Genomic DNA, 21,702 nt, shown 5'->3' on the forward strand with positions numbered 1-21,702 from the left:
CTAGAATTCCCGCAGATCCTGAACCGCATGCTGGGTTTTCATCAGGTTTTTCTCCGCCCGCTTTAAATCTTTTTTTGCGATAGCGACAAACAGCGCATCCAGAATATTGAGCTGGGCGATGCGTGACGCGGCGTTTTCACCTAACAGATGCGATCCCTGAGAGGTTGAATTGAGGACCACATGCGCGCTGCGAGCAATCGGCGATTCGGCATAGTTGGAAATGGCGATCACCTTCGCGCCATTCCGTCCCGCCAGTTTCACCGGATCGTTCACGGCACGCGTGGTACCCGAATGACTGATGGCGATAACCACATCGTCATCAGATAACACGGCGGCGGACATCAGCATAATATGGGCGTCATCATAGGCGGTCGACTTAATGCCTATCTTCAGCATCTTATGCGAGAGATCGCGCGCAACGGCGGCCGATCCACCTACTGCATAAAGATCGATATGACGCGCTTTAAAGATAATGTCTGCCGCGCGATTAAATTCAGAGACATCCAGAATCGACAGCGTTTCTTCGATTGCCTGAATGGAGGTTCTGAATACTTTTGCCAGCAATTGTTCCGACGAGTCATCCGGCTCAATTTCCGCATGCAATCCCGCCACCTCAGACTGGTTGTAATAAATCAGGCTGCTTCTGAAATGCCGGAAACCGGTGAAGTTAAGCTTTTTAGTGATCTTAACAATCATCGCTTCAGAGACATTATTCTCACCGGCAATCTCTTTTAATGACGACTGCTCGGTAATATCGGTTCTGGCGATAATCGCCTCAACAACACGGCGTTCTAACGGCGTCAGCTGGGGCAAACGCATACGAATCTGAGCACCAATGGCTCGCGGATCTTGCTTCATTACTTGCCTCGGGTCGCCCGGTCAATCAACATCGCTATGATAATAATAAGGCCGGTAGCGAGCAATTGATAAAAGGCCTGAATGTTCAGTAAGGTCAAGCCATTACGTAACGCACCGAGGATAATCACGCCAATCAGGGTGCCGAAGATGCTGCCCTTACCCCCCATTAATGACGCGCCACCAATCGCCGCCGCCGCGATGGCATCCAGCTCCCACAGGTTACCGATGGTTGGCTCCGCCGCGCCCAGTCGGCCAATCAGGATCAGCGATGCCAGTGAGGCCAGTAATCCGGAGAAGATATAGACCGTCACTTTGGTGCGTTTCACCGGGACACCGGCGACCCGCGCCGCCTCTTCGTTGCCGCCAATCGCCAGAATATATTCGCCCAGCGGGGTTTTGTTCATCACCGTCCACAGCAGCAGCGCGATTACCGCGACCACCACTATCGGCATCGGTACGCCGAACAGCGTGCTGTTCACCAGGCTGCGGAACGACGGCGGAATGCCAAAGATCGGATTGCCGCCGGTGTAGATCAGCGCAATAGCACGGAACAGTGACAGTCCGCCCAGCGTGACAATAAAGGGTTGCAGGCCCGCATAGGCAATCAGGGTGCCGCTGAACAGGCCACACAGCGCACCGACGCCGAGGGTAGCGAGGATCGCCAGCGGCACCGGCACGCCCGACACCATCAGGGTTGCGCCGAGCACTGCCGACAGTGCCGCGCTCGGACCCACCGAGAGATCGATACCGCCGGAAATAATCACCAGCGTCATCCCCAGGGCGATTAACGCATTAATCGAGGACTGTTGCAGAATATTCAGCAGATTCGGCAGGGTAAAAAATACCGGCGACAGAAATGAAAATGTCACCACGATGATTAATAATCCAATTAAGGTGCCGGCATCGCGTAGATTAAATTTCAGCATCGCGGGCATGCGTACACCCGCTGGTGTGGTGGTCTGAGTCATCATAGTTATAACCTTCAATAGAGTCCGATAAGAGGTCAGGTGGTCTGTTCAATCTCTTTAATGGCAAAGCGGGCAATATTCTCTTCCGTGATCGCGCTACCGGTTAATTCTTTGGTAATTCGCCCTTCGCGCATCACCAGCACCCGGTCGGAGATCCGCATGATTTCAGTCATTTCGGACGAGACCACCACAATGGCCTTGCCCGCCTGGGCCAGTTTTTCAATTAAGTGATAAATTTCAGACTTGGCACCAATATCAATACCGCGGGTCGGCTCATCAAATAAAAACACCCTGGCATCCGCCGCCACCCAGCGACCAATAATCACCTTTTGCTGATTTCCGCCGCTCAGCGTGCCGATGCTTTTTTCGATATCCAGCGGGCGCAGTTTCAGATCGCCCATCACCGTCTGCGCTTTGCGGTTCAGCCGTACCTGGCTGAGCAGGCCGCCAAAGGTGAAATGGTGCATCGAAGGCAGCGCCATATTCATCTTCACCGCCCGCTCCTTAATGATGCCCTCTTTTTTTCGGTCTTCCGGTACCAGACCAATACCCGCTTTGATGGCGGCCCGCACGTTGTGATTTTTCACGGCGGTGCCGTTCACGCTCACCGTACCGCTGGTGCGCTTGTCGATACCGGCAATCAGTTTAAGCAGCTCGGTACGGCCTGCACCCACCAGACCGGCAATACCCAGCACTTCACCAGCCCGTACGCTGAAGTTCGCCGCCATCACCTCATTGCCGCGCCCGAGGTTCTCCACCCGCAGCACCTCGCGGTCACTGACGAAGGCTGATGATCGAGCTTGTCAATCTTACGCCCGACCATTTTGGCGACGATGCTCTCTTCATCCTCATCACAGATATTAACCACCCCAACCTGCTTGCCATCGCGCATGATGGTGGCCCGGTCACAGACCCGGAAAATCTCATTCATCTTGTGTGACACGTAGATCAGTGAGACGCCGGTCGATTTCAGATCGGCAATCAGTTCCGCCAGCCGATCAAATTCGGTCGGCGTCAGGCTGGAAGTTGGCTCATCCATTGCGATGATTTTGGCGTCATCGAGCAGCGCCCGGGCGATTTCCACAATCTGCTGCTGCGACACCTTGAGATTTTTGATCGGCGTGTTGGGATCGATGCTCGGGTCCAGCGTTTTCAGGATCAGCGTCGCCCGCGCCAGCTGGGCCGATTTATCCACCCAGCAGCCGCCGGCTTTGGTCAGCGGGCGACCGAGAAACATATTCTGCGCCACTGAGAGTTCCGGAACGTGCTGCAACTCCTGATGAATCATCGCAATACCGGCGTGACGGGCGCTGAGTGGATTCTTCATCTGCACCGGCTGACCGTTCACGCTGATTTCGCCACTGTCCGCCGCCCGCACGCCGGAGAGAATATTCAGCAGCGTCGATTTACCGGCACCGTTCTCGCCAATCAGGGCATGAACTTCGCCAGGCCGCACTGAAAAATCGACACTCTGTAGCGCGGCGGCGTTGCCGTAGGTTTTACTGATTCCACGCATCATTAAACGATTCTGTTCCATACGCGCTCCGCCTGACTTATTACTGGGTCAGCAGCTGACGCAACCGGCTGTTGTCTTTGGTCGAAAAGGCCTCGACATTCTCTTTGGTGATCAGCGCCTGCGGCGTCGAGATTACCCGGGAGAGTTTCTGGCCGTTGACCAGGCGAATCATCACGTCCATCGCCACTTCGCCGGTCAGCACCGGGAAACTGTCTACCGTGCCGGTCAGCTCACCGCGCTTGATCGAGGCATAGGCATCAGAGATACCGTCGGTGCCAAAAATCGCCACCTGTGACGCTTTATTCTGCGCCCGTACCGCTTCCACCACACCGAGTGCCATGGTGTCGTTGTTGGCGTAGAAACCAATCAGGTCCGGGTGCTGTTGCAGAATGGTCGAGGCGGCATTGAACGCCTGCTCGCGGCTCCAGTTGGCCGGTACGCTGGCGGCAAGGGTGAATTTGCCGTTGGCCTGCAACGTCTCCTTAAATCCACGGGTGCGCTGTCCGGCGGCATAGACGCCCGGCTGCCCTTCAATCACCGCCACTTTACCGCCCTGTGGATGGTGTTCGATAAACCATTTGGCTACCCGTACGCCATTATCTTTCTGCACGTTACCCACGTAATACTGTGCATTGGGCATCACCGCATCGTTGACGTTAACCACCGGGATATTCTTGCTGTTGGCCGTTTCCAGCGCGGGTTCCAGATTGCTGTCGGTCTGCGGCGAAACCAGCAGGCCGTTAAAGCCCTGGGAGATCAGGGTTTCGGCGATAGAGAGCTGACCCAGCTGATCGTCTTCATTGGCTGCCGCCTGATACGCAACGGTGAAGCCATATTTTTTCGCCACGTTCTGATAACCCTGGCCGAGTGAGCGCCAGTATTCATTGGTCAGGGTTTTCGATACCCCACCAACCTTCAGCGTCTTGTCCACTTTTGGCAGAGCGCCATATTTCGTATCAAGCTGGGTCCAGTCAGTGCGATCCGGTTCAGTGTCGGACTGCAGCGGTGCCAGTTCCGCCGCATACACGGTGCTGCACAGCAGTGAGGAAGCAATGACGGCGATCAGGAGTTTCTTCATACGATGACCTTTCTTCTCTGGGTGTTGGGTAGAGGTTGTTAACTTTTTTACCGGCGGTGTGACCGTTAGCGTGCCAGCATGATGTCATTGACGATCTGTTGTGAAGCCACGGCATCCTGACAATCGATTGCCGCCTGTAATGCCGCGTTATCATCCAGTTGCTCACACAATTTCAGTAAACGGATGACGGTGGCGATATTGCTTTCCGCTTCCCGAATCGGGTCGAGTCCGCTGGCGTCCGGAAAAGTATCGAAGTAGTAAGCGCCGCTGTAGCCGTCACGCTGCATCTGCCAGAGAAACTCCAGCGTGGCGCGCGGATTCACCGAGCCGACCATCAGCCCGTCATCGCGTTTACCCCAGCCGTCGTTCAGATCAAGTCCCAGCAGACGGGAACGGCGCGCCACCATCGCCGCCGCGTAAGCCGGGATCTCATTGGCAAACAGCACGTGGGCGAAGTCGAGCGTAATGCCCAGGTTTGGACAGCCCGCTTCCTCCACCGCCAGCAGACAGGTGGTGGCGTTAGGGAAAATGCTGTAAGCACGCGGCTCGTTGGGTTTGTATTCAATGCTGACGTCGACGTCGGGCGCATAGTCCGCCACTTCACGCACCGCACTGACCGCGTCTTCCCAGATCTTTTTGTAATCTGCCTGGAAGCAGTAATCGAAACCATCCTGCCCCATCCATAACGTCATCAGCTTTGAGCCAAACTCCCGGCCGGTATCAATGCCGCGCTTGGTCAGCTCGATCGCTTCACGACGCACTTTCGCATCGGGATGGGTAAAGGCGCCGATTTTGAACTGTGGTGCGTCCCAGCGCATCTGCATCCCGTTGACCGCCAGACCGGCATCAGCAATCGCCTGCCGCAGTGTGGCAATGTCGCTGGTGAGGTGCTGCGGGAAATTGAGATCAAGGTGGGTTAAACCCTTTACCTTACCGGCGCGGTCAATCATCTGCAGTACCGACGGTTTGCCCTGCAAATCAGGCCAGTAAAGATGAGCGCCCGAGGCGAAGGAGTTCAGACGGGTGGCAAATTTCAGTTCGGACATGAGGATTAATCCTTCAGATAGTGACTTGTGATGTACTTTCCATATTCACGATTATTTGTGAAGTTATACATTAATCTACTCTCTGTACTCTGGCGCGCAAGCGTCTCCGGCCGGGATAATCGCCAAATTGAGAGAGCTGTCACGAAATAGTTTCGGGACGTCATTAAGTCAGATACCCAAAGAGACAGAAGAAAAATCTGGTGAAACAAGGGGTTAAACGGGAAGGCCAGGCGAAGCTGAGAAGAGAAAAACGGGGAAAGAAAATCAGAAAAGCTGAGCGCCAGTCACTGGCGCTCAGCCTGTCAGGTTACTTCAGACGGAAAGCGACCACGCTGTCGCCCGCCGTGGTGCCGAGCGAACCGTGTCCGCCTGCCGCAATCACCACATACTGCTTACCATCTTTACCCATAAAGGTGGATGGCGTGGCCTGTGTGCCTGCGCTCAGTTCGGTCTGCCACAGCAGCTCGCCGGTGGTGCTGTCATAGGCACGGAAGAAGTTATCCGCCGTCGCACCGTGGAACACCAGATCGCCCGCGGTCAGTAACGGACCGCCGTGTGCCACCATCCCCATCGGGAAACCGATTGGGAAACGGCCCGGCAGGAAGCTGGTTTTCAGGTTTTTGGTGTTGCCCACCCGACGCAGCCATTCGGTTTTACCGGTTTTCAGATCGACACCCACCATGCGTCCCCACGGTGGCGCGATGCACGGAATACCCAGGCCGGAAGCCAGCTGCTGGATGTGAATCGCATAATCGCCGTGGAAGTTTTCATTCCAGTACGGCGTGCCGTCCTTGCTGAAGGTACGCTGGGTTTCGGTTTCCGGCGTGCGCTTGATCAGGGTGTATTTGTAAGCCAGACGGACCGGCGCAGCAATCAGCATCTGACGCTGCGGATCGACGGCCACTGAGCCCCAGTTGAAGACCCCGATGTTGCCCGGGAAAATCAACGAGCCTTTCTCGGTTGGCGGCGTCCACGGGTTACCGTCATAACGCAGCTCACGGAAACTGGCCCGGCAGCTCATCTGGTCAAACGGCGTGATCCCCCACATCGACTTTTCAGTCAGCGGCTGCGGGATGAAGTTCAGGCTGGAGACTGGCTGAGTGGCGGCATACTGCTCGCCCTTGATGCCGTCAGTCGAGACCTTAACCTGCTCCACCGGATAGATCGGTTCGCCGGTCAGACGGTTCAGCACAAACAGGTTGCCGGTTTTGGTCGGCAGGATCACCGCCGGTTGTGACTTGCCCTGATAGTCGATATCAATCAGCGAAGGCTGCGAAGGGTTATCACGATCCCACAGGTCATGGTTCGAACTCTGATAACGCCATTTAAACGCACCGGTTTTCAGATCCAGCGCCACCAGCGCATCGCGGAACTTCTCGGTGTTGCTATTGGGATCACGTTCGATGCCGACTTCATCCGGCGAGGCGTTGCCAAACGGCACATAGACCAGGCCATTTTTCAGATCAGCACTCAGGGTCGCCCAGGCAACCGGCGTATCCTGCGGATAAGTAGCTGCCGTATCAAGCGGCGCGGTATTCGCCGGATTCGCCGGATCGAAGTTCCACACCAGACGACCGGTGATCGCATCGTAGGCACGGATCACGCCAGACGGGTTACCGGTATTGAAACCGTTATCCATCACCGAGCCGCCGACAATCACCAGATTGCCTGCCACCAGCGGTGCCGCGGTCTGCATCAGCGCATGAGGACGCAGATCGCCCATGTTGGCGCGCAGGTTCACTACACCGTTATCACCGAAATCGGCGCACGCTTTACCGGTATCGGCATCCAGCGCGATCAGGCGGGCATCAGTGGTGGCGTTGAAGATACGCTTGCGGCAGATCGCCGGCTGTGCGCTGCTCTGCTGCTGCGCCTGCTGACCGGCGTCGAAGTAGCTGACGCCACGGCAGGTCTGGTGCTGCTGCAGATAGGAGCGGTTTTTATCCGGCGCGGTCTTCCACTTCACCGCACCGGTTTCCGGATCGAGCGCGTGTACTTCGTTATGCGGTGTACAGAAGTAGAGCATGCCGTTGGCTTTCAGCGGCGTCGCTTCAAAGGTGTACTCGGTGGCATCATCACCCTGACGCAGATCCCCGGTATGATAGGTCCACGCCACTTCCAGATCTTTCACGTTATCTTTGGTGATCTGATTCAGCGCCGAGAAGCGCTGGCCGTCTGTGGTTCCGCCGTAGGCGCTCCACTCGTCTGCCGCGCCATTGCTGGCTGCCGGGGTCCGTGCGTTGTTGATGGTGCCCTGCTGGGGGATCGGATCGTAGAAGCAGAGGCCGATCACCAGCAGCACCATCAGCATGACCGTGCTGCCGAGGAAAGGATGGAAGCGGCGCTGCCCCTGATAGAGTGGGCGAACCACCCAAGGCAGGGCCAGCCAGACACCCAGCACGCCAAACAGGTCACCGCGTGGGATCCACTGCCACTTATCGAAGCCCACTTCCCAGATAATCCAGAACAGGGTGATCCACATCAGCAGCGCATAGAGCATCAGCGCGCTACGCTTGTTCATAAAGAGCAGGATAGCGCTGAGCAGAACGCCTACGCCCATCAGCGCATAGAATGCACTGCCTCCCACCAGCAGGAGTTGTCCTCCCATGTAAATCAGGGCGATAGAAAATATCGCCATGATTACACTGGTAATTTTGTTAATCATGATCCATCCTCGGGTCATTAGCGGTGGTAGAAAATCAAATTTGAAAACATAAAATCAACGGGATTTTAACTAACGTAAGAAATATGTAAAAACATGTCGAAAGGTAAGACATTAGACAGCCTTATTAATCCCCCTCTCCGTAAGAGCGTAACGGCAGGTTTTTTTACTTTCCGAAGCGGCAATTACGCGACTTCCATCACAAAAAATTAATCATTGGGCAAAACAAACCGCACCTTTTGTTCAAAGGTGTGGATTAAACAGACAAATTCTGCTTCAGCAAATCCCGTCCGGGGGCGATCCGGCTGTGACAGTGAATGTCAAAAATTAATAATCAGTGCCCTGCCGTACGGCTGTAATAAATCTTATGCCGCTGCGGGAATATCCAATGCGAGTTTTACGTAATGTAAAATGATTCTGAAAAATAATTCCTCCGCACAACCGGTTAGCCCCTGGTCGTTTCGTCTTGATTAATTTCATTCCGACGTTTTACAACTCACAATCTTTTTACATCCTCTCCCGAAATCCCGGAAAAACATTAATTACCCTGTTAAATATAACGTGTTTAAACGCTTTAAGATATTCCTCAGCCTGGCAGCTCTTTATGATGTGATATAAATAGAAACACATCCCCCTTCTTCTCTGCGGGCGCAGCAGGCTTTGCGTGGCAGGATAAACAGGCAGGCTAATCATGTCCGCACTACACGCTATCTATCGTAAATTTCGTTTCCCGTTTAAATTAATCAATGCGGCGATCCGTTATCCGGCGGCGCAGGCGCAGGTTAAACGTTATTCGGTGATGTCGATTGAAGAGACTATCGATCTGTTATTAGCGAACCCGCAATTATCGCTGGCACGCTACGGGGATGGTGAACTGGAGATGACCTACTATAAAAATATAGGTTTTCAGCCTTTTAACCCGCAGCTTTCGGCCAGGCTGAAAGCGCTGCTGCAACAGGGACCGCAGGCAAATCCTCACTGTCTGCTCTGCCTGCCGGATGCCTTTCGCACCACGCGAAATATGCGTTCAGGTTCGGCACTGTTCTGGTTCTTTCACAAGTCATTTTATTTTAAATATTATGCTTCTCTGCTCAATTCTCAGTACCAGTATGGTAATACCTCTGTCACCCGTCCTTATCACGATTATAAAACTAAACAATTGTCCCAGACGATATTTGATAAATTTAAGCAACTCTATAAAGACCAGCGGCTGTTAATTGTGGAGGGCAGCGGAACGCGGCTGGGATTAGGCAATGATTTACTGGCAGATGCGCGCGAAGTTAAACGCATCACCACGCTCAACCGTAATGCCTTTTCGGTTTATGACCGTTTATTCGCCGCGATATTAGCGCACGCCTCTGATTATGATCTGGTCTTAATTTCATTAGGTCCCACCGCAACGGTACTGGCCTATGATCTGAGCCAGCATGGCATTCGCTGTATTGATAGTGGTCACGTTGATATTGAATATGAATGGATGCTGGCCAGTGCCACCACAAAAATGAAAGTGGCGGGTAAAAACGTTAATGAAGCGGGTGTGCTGCTCAGTGAACAGAGTGCAGTAGCCGATGCCGGTTATCAGATGCAGGTGCTGCAACATGTCGGCGAAACGGCCGAACCCCCGGTAGTTCCGCTGCCCCCGGACCCGCTGGCGCAGCACAGCGCGGCCTGATGGTTTGCCCTGCGCTCCCTGTTTTCAGGCAGCCACTGCACCGGATGGATGCGCAGGCGAATAATTAGCCGGGTAATTCTCCATGCCGGCTATCCGATGCGGCAGCGGGAAACGTCCGTCGTCGCGGGCAATCCGGTCCTTTTTCCCCTTTCCGCCATTTCCGGCACTTATTTTGCTTCATCGATCCTGTTATCCCCATTCAGGAGAAGTGAGATGAAGGCCAGCCGTTACCGTTACACGATATTTTCACTGTTGTTCCTGATCGCCCTGATCAACTACATCGACCGCGGCGCGCTCTCGTTTGCCGCCAATGCAATTGCCACAGAGTATCACTTCAGTAAAGTTCAGCTGGGCGCAGTGCTGGGCTACTTTGGCTTCGGCTATCTGTTTGGTTCGCTGTGCGGCGGCTTTCTTGCCGATCGCATCGGCACCAAAAAAGTGTGGTTAATGGCAGGCGTACTCTGGTCACTGCTGGAGATTGCCACTGCCTGGGCCGGTGAGCTGGGCATAGCGCTGTTTGGCGGTTCCGCCATTATGGGGTTTGCCGCCCTGCGCATCCTGTTCGGCTTCTCGGAAGGCCCCGCCTATGCGCTGATGAACAAGGCGATTGCCCACTGGGCACCGGATAACGAGCGTGGCTTTGCGCTTGGCATTGGTCTGCTCTCTACTCAGGTCGGCGCACTGCTGACTGCGCCGATTGCGGTCGGGTTGCTGCTGCTGACCGGTGACTGGCGCATGATGTTTATCCTGCTCGGCGTTTTTTCGCTGCTGGCGATGATGCTGTTTGCCCGTACCTTCAGTGACGGCCCGGAGAGCAGCCCTGCCACCAGCGCAGCAGAACGCAGCCTGATCCGCGACGGCCAGCGCCAGCGCACCACCGATGGCGTGGCGCTGCCGTGGTGGCGCTTCTTCACCAGCCGCACGCTGGTGTGCAACGCGCTGGGCTATTTCTCCTTCCTCTACATCACCTTTACCCTGGTGACGTGGATGCCGAAATACCTGCAGGACAATTTCCATTACGATCTGCATTCGCTGTGGTACGTGGCGATGATTCCGTGGAGCGGTGCCTGCCTGACCGTGCTGCTGGGCGGACGCATCGCTGATATCCTGCTGGCCCGCTTTAACAACCTGCGGCTGGCGCGTAATCTGTTTGCTGCCGTGACGCTGTGCGGTACCGCCTGCTGTTTTATGGCGATCCCCTACGTGTCGTCAGCTGCCGGAATTATTGCTCTGATGACGCTGGGTAACGCCCTCAATGCGCTGGTGAATAATGTCTACTGGTCAGTGGTGATTGACGTGACACCCAAAGCCTCGGTCGGAACCTACAGCGGCATGACGCTGGCGATCGCCAACCTGGCGGCAATTATCTCGCCAATGCTGTGCGGCTGGCTGGCAGAATATTATGGTTATAACGCGATGTTCACCGTCACCGCGTTGATCGCCTTTGGCAGTATGCTGGCGATGACCCTGCTGCAGCCGGAGAAAACGCTGGTGGCGGAGACCCCGTCATCTGAGGTGGCGGAAACCTCCGCCGCCTGACAGGTCGCCTCTCCGCTTAACCCCGGGGGGCGCTATGTTGATCTGATGGCTGATCGGAGGTCGTGACGCTGGCAAAACTGTTCAATATCGCCGTGCTGAAAGTCCGCCAGGTTGGCCAGCAGTTTCTCCAGCGGCCAGTCCCACCAGGCAATACGTTGCAGGCTGGCCGCAATCGCCGGGGTAAACCGCACCCGCAGAGGTTTCGCCGGCACGCCACCCACCACGCTGTAAGGCGCCACATCTTTGGTCACTACCGCGCCCGCGGCCAGTACCGCACCATCGCCAATGGTCACGCCCGGCAGCACGATCACCCCGTGACCTATCCAGACATCATGACCGATGATCACCCGATCGGCCCGACGCGCAGCGAAGAAGCCGTGATCGCGCGTGGCGTCTGTGTGGTAATACTCCGGGCAGTAGGTGAAACGATGCTGTGAGGCGCGGTTCATCGGATGATTGGGTGCCCCGATGCGCACCTGATTGGCGATGGCGCAGAAGCGGCCAATCTGGGTATCGGCGATGCTGCAATGCTCCCCGACGTAAGAGAAGTCACCCAGATCGCAATATTCCAGCGTCGAATGCGCCAGAATTTCACACTGCTGACCGATGCGGGTTTCACGCATACGCACACTCTCATCAATCCGGGTGTGCTGGAGTCTGGCGGGCATAACGGCGGCAACTGACATAATGCTCCCGAGGGTAAAAGGCGACACCAGGCTGGCGTCACGCTGCCGCACTACAATATCCGGCCAGCATGACAGCCAATTGACAGCGAAAAAAGGCGGAGTGGTTAGCTCCGCCTTGTTTCAAGTTCCGGTTAACCTGCGTGACCGGTCAGTTGCATAAGGGCAACGATGATCTGCAAGATGACCCGGATGAGATCCAGAATCAGCTTAGTCAGTTCCATCACTTTCCTTCTCCTTTAACAGGAGCGCGCTGTTCGGCAACCGAGGCTTTGACTCTACCCGCCGGGCGCCTAAGCACATCTTTGTGGAGAGGGCTGAGCGGCACTCATGGTTAAAGCCACAGGCCAGCACCACCTGATGCCTGCCGGGATTTTAGAAACCGTGCCCCTGGGAGCGGCCAGTCGACAATGAGGCTTTGCTCAACACCCAACACATGTATAAACATACAGTATTTTAGCGAAACTTGAAATCCTTAGCCGCACATTTTACAATCTGCTGTGTGGAGAGTGCTGAGCACCTCGTTCGCAGCGCGGTTACCAGCCGGGTGGCGAACAAAAAAATAAAGGATTTGGCATCATGCCAAATCCTTTTTTTTATGCCCGTCATAAACCTATTAATTGGCGGCGCTGATCCGCCAGACGGTATTGCCGGCGTCATCGGCGATTAACACGCCGCCCTGCTGGTCGCTGGCCAGGCCAACCGGCAGACCCCGCACCTGCTTCTCATCCTCCGTCAGGAAGCCGGATACCACCGTTTGTGGCTGTCCGACCGGTTTGCCGTTTTCAAACTTCACCCAGACCACTTTATAGCCGTTGAGCGGCGTGCGGTTCCAGCTACCGTGTTCGCTGATAAAGGCGCCACCGCGATACTGCGGCATGTTATCTGCGCTGTAAAACAGCAGTCCCAGCGGTGCAACGTGCGAACTCAGCGCGTAATCCGGCTTTATCGCCTTCTCAACCAGGTCAGGACGCTGCGGTTCGGCACGGCTATCAACATGCTGACCAAAGTAGCTGTAGGGCCAGCCATAAAAGCCCTTGTCCTGTACCGAGGTCAGATAGTCCGGCACCAGATCGGAACCAATTTCATCACGCTCGTTAACGATGGCCCACAGTTTGCCGCTCTGCGGTTCCCACTGTAAGCCGGTCGGATTGCGCAATCCGCTGGCGTAGATACGGCTGGCCCCGCTGGCGGCGTCCACTTCCAGTACCGCCGCGCGCCGGTATTCCGCCCCAATGCCATTTTCGGTGACGTTACTGTTCGAGCCGACGCCGACATAAAGTTTGCTGCCATCCGGGCTGGCTAACAGCGATTTGGTCCAGTGGTGGTTAATCGGGCCGCCCGGCAGCTCGGTCACCTCTTCTGGCGGCGTGCGAATCTCCGTTTGCCCTTCCTGATACGGGAATTTCACCAGACTATCGGCATTGGCAACGTAGAGCGTGTTACCAATCAGCTGCATACCAAACGGCGAATGCAGATTTTCGATAAAGCGGTGCTGCTCCCATTTCCCGTTGACGTTACGCAGCAGCGTAATGCGATTCCCGCCGGCACCGCCTTTGCCTGACGCCTTCTGCACGATGCCCATAATCAGCTGCTTGGGACGGGTGGTCGGCTTGGGCGGTCCGTTTGATTCTGCCACCAGCACATCATTATTCGGTAGCACGTAAACCTGGCGTGGGTGCTGCAGATTCTCCGCGATTTTCTCGATTTTCAGCCCCTGCGCCACTTTTGGCATCTCGCCCGCTTTCCACGGTGTCCCTTCCGGCACCTGCATGGGCGGCATAAAGAAATTCTGCGCCTGCGGCAGTTCCGGGTTGGGTCCAATCTGTTTTTGCGGATCGACCAGCGCACCATCATCACAGCCGGCCAGCAGAGCCGTCAGGGTGAGCGCCAGTAAGGATTTATGCTGCATTTTCATGGTGGCTCCTCCTTAAGCGCTACGCTGACGTAACGCAAGTTGCACATTCGCCAGCAGCAGCAACGCCACCACCAGCGTGGAAAGCGTTACACCAAGCGGTATCACGGCGGCGGCATCGCGGCTGTGGATAAACGCATTAACGATGGCAATGACGATCGCCGCCAGCCATAGCCAGAAATGGCTCTTTTCTGCGCTGTCGCTGCCGCGAAACAGATAAACCAGCGCGATGAGTCGTGGCACAATCGCCAGCATCAGTCCCAGCGCGATCAGCCAGCCAGCCGCATCGGTCCAGAACAGCACAAAGGTCTGGCTATAGAGGATGTCAAACAGCCAGGCGGCGACAAAAAAGCCCAGCGGCACCGGCTCCAGCAGAGCGTACAGCGTCACGGCGAACGCCGATCTTCCCGAGGTATTGCGCATGTTTCTCTCCATTTTAGCGATGAAAGCGGATCGGTCCAGCGGTGAAGCTGCCGGCAACAACCGATCTCGCGCCTGTAAAAGATTAGTAAACATGAAGAAAAGCGAAGGGTTAATTCAACAGGAAGTGAAATTCAGGGCGGTGACAGCAAGGTCACCGCCAGGGGATCAGGACTTATCGGCGGGCAGCGTCACCCAGTAACCCGGCTGATACGGCAGCGGCAGGAACTGCTGATGGAACGTGCGGAAGGTCGCATCCGGATCGAGATCGGCAAACAGATCGGGATGCAGCCATTTGGCCAGCACCTGAATCGCAACAAACTGATACGGGCTGTCATAGAACTGATGCCAGATGGCGTGTGCCTTGCCGTTATGTGCCACTGGCAGGGTTTTAAACGCGTCCCGCATCATCAGGGTTTTCAGCCGTGCGATGGCTTCTGCCTGATTCGCGCCCGGTCCGACGCCGACCCATTTACCGACGGTGTTGTAGTTCTTCCAGTTCGCCCCGGTGACCACCACCACATCCGGCTGGCTGGCGATAATCTGCTCCGGATTAACCGTGCCAAAGGTGCCAGGGATCAGATCCTTAGCGATGTTACGGCCGCCAGCCATCTCCACCATCTGACCGAAGTTTTCATTACCAAATGACATGCAGCATTCGTCGCTGTAGCCGCCAGCCCGGTCAATCATCACTTTGGGGCGGTAGCCGGTGAAATTCGCCAGTTTTGACGTGACCCGATCAATCTGCTGCTGACGAAAATCGATAATCGCCTGCGCCCGCTCAGGTTTATTCAGCAGTTCGCCCATAATGCGGATACTTTTCTCCGCATTCACAAACGGGGATTCACGGAAATCGATAAACACCACCGGTACACCTACTGCCTGCAGCTTCTCGATCAGTTTGCCTTCGTCGGTTGCTGCTTTCGATTCCAGGTTCATCAGCACCAGGTCGGGCTTGAGCGTTAACGCCTGCTCCACGTTAAAAGTGCCATCTTTCGCGCCGCCAAAGGTCGGTAGCTGCTTAATCTGCGGATAGCGCTGTTCATAGGCCTGATAGCCATCCCAGTCCGCTTTCGGAAAATCATCGCGCCAGCCAATCACCCGCTTAAACGGCGCGTCGGTGTCAAACGCAGCCAGCAGGTAGATCTGGCGTCCCTCGCCCAGAATGATGCGTTTTGCTTCCTGCGGCACCTCAACCTGACGGCCAGCCACATCGGTAAGGGTTTTGGCTGACGCCATCCCTGCCAGTGTTATTAGCCCCAGCGCTAAAAACCATTTTTTCATTGTTAACACCCAGAGTAATGATAATGAGAATTATTAATATAAAGCGGCGTTACTATCACTTAAAAACAGCATCATGGGAAGTGATGACAGGAAATCTTTTAGCACCCGCGCTACCTGAATTAACAGTGCCCGCCAGGGCAGTCGAAGCTGACTGAACACTTTTATCGTCCTGATCACGCCGGAAAGCGGCTGTGTCACTGCTCACAAAATGGCCAGCTTTCGTGAATATGCTCACAGCGCCCAGGGCGATTGCCCACATATTCGCCATCAATGTAATCGGTTTGGCTAATGCGTTAACAAAATGTTGCAGTTAGATTGAAAAATGAAACGACGTTTTAATAATCGTCAGGACAGTCAGCCACAGGAGCTCAGCCGTGAAGATTAGCGCAATTGATGTCACTCTCTTTACCTATCCGACCCAACGCTGTAGCGACAGCGCCGGGCATTCCCATCCCGGTCCGGAAAATGAGGCGCAGATGGCGCTGCTCACCCTGACCAGCGAGGACGGTGACTGCGGTTACGCCTTTGCCCCGCCCGAAGTGATCCGGTCGCACGTGGTTAATGCCTTCTTCCGTAAAGTGCTGATCGGCCAGAACGCCTTTGATCGTGAGCGCTTATGGCAGGACCTGGTGCACTGGCAGCGCGGCAGCGCTCATCAGCTTACCGAGCGGGCACTGTCGGCGGTAGAACAGGCGTTGTGGGATATGATTGGCCGCAAACTTAATCAGCCGGTGCATAAGTTGCTGGGCGGCTACCGGGAAAAAATCCCGGCCTATGGCAGCACCATGTGCGGCGATGAGTTGCACGGCGGGCTCTCTACCCCGGATGAGTATGCGCAGTTCGCTGAAAAACTGGTGGCGCGGGGCTATCAGGCGATCAAGTTGCACACCTGGATGCCGCCGGTCTCGTTTGCGCCCAGCCCGGCGATGGATATCAAAGCCTGCGCCGCGGTGCGGGAAGCGGTCGGCCCGGATATCGCGCTGATGCTGGATGGCTACCACTGGTACAGCCGCAGCGATGCCCTGACCATCGGCAGGGCGCTGGAAAAACTCAACTTCGCCTGGTTTGAAGAGCCGATGGAAGAGGAGAGCATGGCCTCTTACGCCTGGCTGGCGGAGAATCTGTCGATTGACGTCCTCGGCCCGGAGAGTCTCGGTGGCAAGCATCACAGCCGCGCCGACTGGGTGCGCGCCGGTGCCTGCGACATTCTGCGTGCCGGGGCCAATGGGGTCGGCGGTATCTCTGCCACCCTCAAAGTGGCTAACCTCGCAGAGGCGTTTGGTATGGACTGTGAAGTTCACGGCAACGGTGCCGCCAGCCTGGCGGTGATCGGCGCAATCCGCAACTGCCGCTGGTACGAACGGGGATTGCTGCATCCGTTCCTCGACTATGAGACGCCACCCGCCTATCTCAACAGCCTGGTCGATCCGATGGACGCGCAGGGTTTTGTCACCCTGCCGACCCGCGCCGGACTTGGCGAGGACATTAATTTTAGCTGGATCGAGACCCATACGCTGAATCGCTGGTAAGTCGCGAATGCGCGACAGCAAACAATAATAATCCCGCCTCGCTACCGGCTTCCCGCCGACCTGACTGCGGTCAGTCCGGCTGACAGGCGGGTAGCCGATCGGGAAACCTCTGACCTGGCGGATCCGACTTATGAAACTGATTCACTGTTGCCGCACGTGGCTGATTGCGATACTGCTGATCGGCAGCCCGTTGCTGCAGGCACAAACGCCTGACAACCAGCTAATCGTTGGTATGAACATGAATAACCTGCTCACCCTGGATCCGGCTGCGATGACCGGCAATGAGGTGGTGGGTATCGTGGTTAATCTTTATGACGGGCTGGTCGAACTCAACCCGAAACAGCTGACCGACGTGCGTCCGGCGCTGGCCGAACGCTGGTCCATTAGCCCCGACAAGACAACCCTGACCTTTACCCTTCGTGACAATGTCACTTTCCATTCCGGCAATCCGCTGACCAGTGACGATGCTGTCTGGTCGATGCGGCGGGTACTGCACCTTAATCTGGCGCAGGCGTCGGTCTGGAAATCCTATGGGTTCACCCGTGACAACGTTGACCAGATGATCACCGCCCCTGACGCCCGCACCGTGGTCATTACCCTGCCGAAACCCAACGACCCGCAGCTGGTGATCTATTCGCTGGCCGCGCTTGGCAGCATGGTGGTACTGGATCGTAAAACGGTGCAGCAGCATGAGGTCAATGGCGACTGGGGTAACCGCTGGCTCACTACGCATGAAGCGGGTTCCGGTCCGTTCCGGCTGGATCTCTGGCAGGCAAAAGATGTGCTGCGCATGAGCCGGGCCGCCGGTTACTGGCGCGGCGAGGCAAAAATGTCTCGGGTGGTGTTCCGTCATCTGCAGGAGTCGCAGACGCTGCGACTGATGATGCAGAAAGGCGATCTCGACATCGCCAGTAATATGTCGATTCCCGATGTACGCGCCCTGCGCCACGATCCCGATCTGGCGATTGATACCGTCAGAAGAGGCACGATCTACTACCTGGCGATGAGTATGAAGGACCCGCACTTTAACGACCGACGGGTTCGCGAGGCGGTGCGTTATCTGGTGGATTATCAGGGGATCAACAAGAGCCTGATGACCGGCTATGGCGAACTGCATCAGCGGCCGATCCAGGCGGGTATGCCGGCCACGCTGCCGACCCGGGCTACCGGCTGGATGTGCCGCGTGCCAGGGCGCTGCTGGCCGAGGCAGGCTACCCTGACGGTTTCGACACCACGCTGCGGGTGCTGGCCGATCAGCCGTTCCTGAATATTGCCATTGCCATTCAGTCGACGCTGCTGCAGGCGGGCATCCGCGCCAGAATCATCACCGGCACCGGTAACCAGATCTATGGGGCGATGCGCGATCGTCAGTTCAACCTGCTGGTCGGCCGCGGCGGCAGCGGCGTGGAGCCGCATCCTCACTCCAGTCTGCGTTCGCTGGTTTATAACCCGAATAATGCTGACAGCGCCCGTCTGACCAATTTCCAGGGCTGGCGCACCGGTTTTTATGATGCGCAACTCAACAGCATGATCGATCGCGCGCTGGTGGAACGCGACAGCGCCCGGCAACAGCAGGCCTATTTCGCCATTCAGCAACGCTATGACCAGCTGGTGCCGGCGCTGATGCCGCTCTCCCAGATGCTCGATTCGGTAGTGATCAACAATCGGGTGCAGGATTATCAGCCACATCCGTCGGCCACCACCTTTCTGCGCGACGTCTGGAAAACCCCTGATAGCCTGGCCGGAGGTGCACAATGACCCTGACACTTACCCGAAATCACTGTCGTCGCATCAGCAAACGCGGCCTGCAGGTGCTCATCACCCTCTCTGGCCTGCTGATGCTGACCTTCTTTATCGGGCGGGTCATGCCGCTTGATCCGGTGCTGGCGATTGTCGGACCGGATGCCGATCAGGCGACCTACCAGCAGGTTTATCATCAGCTCGGTTTTGATAAGCCGCTGTGGGTCCAGTTTGGCATTTACCTCAATGCGCTGCTGCACGGCGATCTCGGCCATGCGCTGCTCACCGGCCAGCCGGTGGTCAACGATATTCTGCGCGTTTTTCCGGCGACGGTTGAACTGGCAACGCTGGCGATTGTGCTGGGTGCCGGCCTCGGCGTGCCGCTGGGGGTGCTGGCCGCCGCCCGTCGCAACAGCGTCATCGATTATCTGGTGCGGATGATCAGCCTCGCGGGTTACTCCACGCCAATCTTCTGGGTCGGGATGATGGGCCTGCTGCTGTTTTATGCCCACCTCGGCTGGGTCGGTGGCGCGGGTCGGGTTGACTTCAGCCTTGATGGCCTCGTGCCACGTCGCACCGGCTTTATGCTGATCGACGCCCTGCTGGCCGGTAACAGTCAGGTGTTCTGGAATGCGCTGAATCATCTGGTATTACCCGCCTCACTGCTGGGTTTTCATTCGCTGGCCTACATCAGCCGCATGACGCGCAGCTTTATGCTGGCGCAGCTGTCGCAGGAGTTCATCCTCACCGCCCGGGTGAAAGGCTTAACCGAGTGGCAGGTGATCTGGCAACACGCCTTCCGCAATATTCTGGTGCAGCTGCTGACCGTGGTTGCGCTGGCTTACGGTTCGCTGCTGGAAGGCGCGGTGCTGATTGAAACCGTCTTCTCGTGGCCGGGCTTTGGTTCCTATCTGACCGGCAGCCTGATGCTGGGCGATATGAACGCGGTGATGGGCTGCGTACTGGTGGTGGGCCTGATTTTCGTGCTGCTTAACCTGCTCTCCGACCTGCTCTATCAGGTGTTTGATCCGAGGACTAAAGTATGACGATTTCCTTTGATGCGCCGGCCACCAGCCCCACGCGTGAGCGACTGGCGCGCTGTCGCCGTTTCGCTGCCCGAAGCGGACACTTTATCTGGCGCATGGCCTGTAATCCGCTTACCGCCATCGGCGGCGGCATTGTGCTGCTGCTCTGTATCGTGGCGCTGTTTGCGCCGTGGATCGCCCCTTATCATCCGCTGATTCAGGATCTGAACAATGCGCTGATGCCGCCAGGGGCGGCGCACTGGTTCGGCACCGACGAGTTTGGCCGTGACATCTTTAGCCGGCTGGTCTGGGGGGCGCGCATCACCCTCTATATCGTGCTGCTGGTGTCGGTGACCGTCGGGCCGCTCGGCCTGCTGCTGGGCGTGACCGCGGGTTATTTTGGTGGCAAGGTCGATGCCGTGCTGATGCGGGTCACCGATATTTTTATCTCCTTTCCCAGCCTGGTACTGGCGCTGGCTTTCGTCGCCGCGCTGGGTCCGGGACTGGAGCACGTGGTGATCGCCATTACCCTTACCGCCTGGCCGCCGATTGCCCGCCTGGCGCGGGCAGAAACCCTGTCGCTGCGTCAGGCAGACTTTATCTCTGCGGTGCGTTTACAGGGTGCCTCGCCGCTGCGGGTGCTGTGGAAACACATCATCCCTCTCTGCCTGCCGTCGGTGATTATTCGCATCACCATGAACATGGCGGGCATTATTCTCACCGCCGCAGGCCTTGGCTTTCTCGGCCTCGGTGCGCAGCCGCCCGATCCTGAATGGGGCGCGATGATCGCCAGTGGTCGTACCTACATGCTGGAGTGCTGGTGGGTGGTCACCGTACCCGGTCTGGCAATCCTGATTAACAGCCTGGCATTTAACTTCTTAGGAGATGGCCTACGTGACCTGCTCGATCCCCGCAGTGAGTAACGCTTCGCCGTTGCTCGACGTGCGCGATTTGCACGTAAATTTTGTTAACGGACGTCAGAGCACCCCGGCGGTACGCGGCGTCTCCTTTCAGCTCGGCCAGGAGAAGCTGGCCATTGTGGGTGAATCCGGCTCCGGCAAATCGACCGTTGGCCGGGCGCTGCTGCAACTGCTGCCGGCGAAAGCGCGGATTGAGGCCAGCCGGATGCAGTTTGGCGATGTCGATTTATTGCACGCCAGCCCGGCCCGGATGCGCGAGATCCGCGGTAAACGGATCTCGATGATCATGCAGGACCCGAAATATTCGCTCAATCCGGTGGTACGGGTCGGCGAACAGATTGCCGAGGCGTGGCGCAGTCATCATCGCGGCCAGCAGGCGGCAGCTCGTCAGCGGGCGCTGGCGATGCTGGAAGTGGTACAAATCCGCGACCCTGAACGGGTCTATCAGCTTTATCCGCATGAAATTTCCGGCGGTCAGGGACAGCGCGTGATGATAGCCATGATGCTGATTACCGAACCGGAGCTGGTGATTGCCGATGAACCGACCTCCGCGCTGGATGTGTCGGTGCGCCTGCAGGTGCTGGCGCTGCTCGACGATCTGGTGAAGGCACGCGGATTGGGGCTGATTTTTATCAGCCACGACATAAATCTGGTCCGCCGTTTTTGCGATCGGGTGCTGGTAATGTATGCCGGCCGCGTCGTGGAGTCGCTGGCCGCCAGCGAACTGGATCGGGCACAGCATCCCTACACCCAGGGGCTGATGGCGGCGCTGCCGGACCTCGATCACCGTCGCAATCGCCTGCCGGTGTTACAACGTCACGCCAGCTGGTTAACCGAATAAGGGAAA

General features: G+C 56.7%; 15 protein-coding genes and 2 pseudogenes. 7 read left to right on the forward strand and 10 right to left on the reverse strand.

Annotation, left to right across the window (positions count from 1 at the left end; all coding sequences use genetic code 11):
* From HA41_RS06265 to HA41_RS06290, 6 genes and pseudogenes are all read right to left on the reverse strand, one after another.
* Positions 1–858: a MurR/RpiR family transcriptional regulator gene (locus HA41_RS06265; protein WP_094120046.1), complete on the reverse strand. Its 858-nt coding sequence runs from the start codon at positions 856–858 to the stop codon at positions 1–3.
* On the reverse strand, positions 858–1,829 hold the full coding sequence (locus HA41_RS06270; protein ID WP_094120047.1) for an ABC transporter permease: 972 nt from the start codon (positions 1,827–1,829) through the stop codon (positions 858–860). The genes HA41_RS06265 and HA41_RS06270 overlap by 1 nt, the downstream gene beginning before the upstream one ends.
* Positions 1,830–1,861: 32 nt before the next feature.
* Positions 1,862–3,363 (reverse strand): annotated as a pseudogene (locus tag HA41_RS06275) (sugar ABC transporter ATP-binding protein).
* Positions 3,364–3,382: 19 nt separating this feature from the next.
* Positions 3,383–4,420 (reverse strand): sugar ABC transporter substrate-binding protein, encoded by a 1,038-nt coding sequence (locus HA41_RS06280; RefSeq protein WP_094120048.1) that lies wholly within the window; start codon positions 4,418–4,420, stop codon positions 3,383–3,385.
* A 65-nt stretch (positions 4,421–4,485) separates the two neighbouring features.
* The gene (locus tag HA41_RS06285; protein WP_094120049.1) at positions 4,486–5,466 is read right to left on the reverse strand and encodes a TIM barrel protein; all 981 of its coding nucleotides are present in this window, start codon (positions 5,464–5,466) and stop codon (positions 4,486–4,488) included.
* Between the two features lie 307 nt (positions 5,467–5,773).
* Positions 5,774–8,131, reverse strand: coding sequence for a membrane-bound PQQ-dependent dehydrogenase, glucose/quinate/shikimate family (locus HA41_RS06290; RefSeq protein ID WP_094120050.1), 2,358 nt, complete (start codon positions 8,129–8,131; stop codon positions 5,774–5,776).
* 688 nt (positions 8,132–8,819) lie between these two features.
* On the opposite strand from HA41_RS06290, the gene HA41_RS06295 reads away from it, so the two are divergent.
* Both HA41_RS06295 and HA41_RS06300 read left to right on the forward strand, forming a co-directional pair.
* A complete protein-coding gene (locus HA41_RS06295; protein WP_094120051.1) occupies positions 8,820–9,800 on the forward strand; it encodes a GT-D fold domain-containing glycosyltransferase in 981 nt (326 codons plus the stop codon).
* 213 nt (positions 9,801–10,013) lie between these two features.
* A complete protein-coding gene (locus HA41_RS06300; RefSeq protein ID WP_094120052.1) occupies positions 10,014–11,339 on the forward strand; it encodes an MFS transporter in 1,326 nt (441 codons plus the stop codon).
* A 32-nt stretch (positions 11,340–11,371) separates the two neighbouring features.
* Here the strand turns inward: HA41_RS06300 and HA41_RS06305 are convergent, their stop codons facing one another.
* The 4 genes from HA41_RS06305 to HA41_RS06325 all read right to left on the reverse strand — a co-directional run bounded on the left by HA41_RS06305 (position 11,372) and on the right by HA41_RS06325 (position 15,641).
* Positions 11,372–12,025, reverse strand: coding sequence for a DapH/DapD/GlmU-related protein (locus HA41_RS06305; protein WP_094120090.1), 654 nt, complete (start codon positions 12,023–12,025; stop codon positions 11,372–11,374).
* Positions 12,026–12,638: 613 nt separating this feature from the next.
* On the reverse strand, positions 12,639–13,940 hold the full coding sequence (locus HA41_RS06315) for a PQQ-dependent sugar dehydrogenase (protein WP_143807267.1): 1,302 nt from the start codon (positions 13,938–13,940) through the stop codon (positions 12,639–12,641).
* A gap of 12 nt (positions 13,941–13,952) precedes the next feature.
* Positions 13,953–14,360, reverse strand: a complete 408-nt coding sequence (locus HA41_RS06320) for a DUF2231 domain-containing protein (RefSeq protein WP_094120053.1) — start codon at positions 14,358–14,360, stop codon at positions 13,953–13,955.
* Between the two features lie 165 nt (positions 14,361–14,525).
* Positions 14,526–15,641 carry an ABC transporter substrate-binding protein gene (locus tag HA41_RS06325; protein WP_094120054.1) on the reverse strand — a complete coding sequence of 372 codons (1,116 nt, stop codon included), beginning with the start codon at positions 15,639–15,641 and terminating at the stop codon, positions 14,526–14,528.
* A gap of 374 nt (positions 15,642–16,015) precedes the next feature.
* Between HA41_RS06325 and HA41_RS06330 the strand changes: the two genes are divergently transcribed.
* From HA41_RS06330 to HA41_RS06350, 5 genes and pseudogenes are all read left to right on the forward strand, one after another.
* Entirely contained in the window at positions 16,016–17,170 is a 1,155-nt protein-coding gene (locus HA41_RS06330) for a mandelate racemase family protein (protein WP_094120055.1), read from the forward strand.
* 271 nt (positions 17,171–17,441) lie between these two features.
* Positions 17,442–18,928: pseudogene (locus HA41_RS06335) on the forward strand (ABC transporter substrate-binding protein).
* On the forward strand, positions 18,925–19,956 hold the full coding sequence (locus HA41_RS06340; protein ID WP_094120056.1) for an ABC transporter permease: 1,032 nt from the start codon (positions 18,925–18,927) through the stop codon (positions 19,954–19,956). The pseudogene HA41_RS06335 and the gene HA41_RS06340 overlap by 4 nt, the downstream one beginning before the upstream one ends.
* Positions 19,953–20,858 carry an ABC transporter permease gene (locus HA41_RS06345; protein WP_094120057.1) on the forward strand — a complete coding sequence of 302 codons (906 nt, stop codon included), beginning with the start codon at positions 19,953–19,955 and terminating at the stop codon, positions 20,856–20,858. The genes HA41_RS06340 and HA41_RS06345 overlap by 4 nt, the downstream gene beginning before the upstream one ends.
* A complete protein-coding gene (locus HA41_RS06350) occupies positions 20,830–21,696 on the forward strand; it encodes an ABC transporter ATP-binding protein (RefSeq protein WP_094120092.1) in 867 nt (288 codons plus the stop codon). The genes HA41_RS06345 and HA41_RS06350 overlap by 29 nt, the downstream gene beginning before the upstream one ends.
* Positions 21,697–21,702: the final 6 nt, after the last annotated feature.

It is taken from the genome of Pantoea conspicua (assembly GCF_002095315.1).
In the GTDB taxonomy this organism is placed as follows: domain Bacteria; phylum Pseudomonadota; class Gammaproteobacteria; order Enterobacterales; family Enterobacteriaceae; genus Pantoea; species Pantoea conspicua.

Coding starts and splice junctions, on each gene's coding strand:
- HA41_RS06315 (WP_143807267.1), bottom strand. CDS start 13,940: ATGAAAATGCAGCATAAATCCTTACTGGCGCTCACCCTGACGGCTCTG.
- HA41_RS06295 (WP_094120051.1), top strand. CDS start 8,820: ATGTCCGCACTACACGCTATCTATCGTAAATTTCGTTTCCCGTTTAAA.
- HA41_RS06265 (WP_094120046.1), bottom strand. CDS start 858: ATGAAGCAAGATCCGCGAGCCATTGGTGCTCAGATTCGTATGCGTTTG.
- HA41_RS06340 (WP_094120056.1), top strand. CDS start 18,925: ATGACCCTGACACTTACCCGAAATCACTGTCGTCGCATCAGCAAACGC.
- HA41_RS06300 (WP_094120052.1), top strand. CDS start 10,014: ATGAAGGCCAGCCGTTACCGTTACACGATATTTTCACTGTTGTTCCTG.
- HA41_RS06290 (WP_094120050.1), bottom strand. CDS start 8,131: ATGATTAACAAAATTACCAGTGTAATCATGGCGATATTTTCTATCGCC.
- HA41_RS06325 (WP_094120054.1), bottom strand. CDS start 15,641: ATGAAAAAATGGTTTTTAGCGCTGGGGCTAATAACACTGGCAGGGATG.
- HA41_RS06270 (WP_094120047.1), bottom strand. CDS start 1,829: ATGATGACTCAGACCACCACACCAGCGGGTGTACGCATGCCCGCGATG.
- HA41_RS06285 (WP_094120049.1), bottom strand. CDS start 5,466: ATGTCCGAACTGAAATTTGCCACCCGTCTGAACTCCTTCGCCTCGGGC.
- HA41_RS06345 (WP_094120057.1), top strand. CDS start 19,953: ATGACGATTTCCTTTGATGCGCCGGCCACCAGCCCCACGCGTGAGCGA.
- HA41_RS06305 (WP_094120090.1), bottom strand. CDS start 12,025: ATGTCAGTTGCCGCCGTTATGCCCGCCAGACTCCAGCACACCCGGATT.
- HA41_RS06280 (WP_094120048.1), bottom strand. CDS start 4,420: ATGAAGAAACTCCTGATCGCCGTCATTGCTTCCTCACTGCTGTGCAGC.
- HA41_RS06320 (WP_094120053.1), bottom strand. CDS start 14,360: ATGCGCAATACCTCGGGAAGATCGGCGTTCGCCGTGACGCTGTACGCT.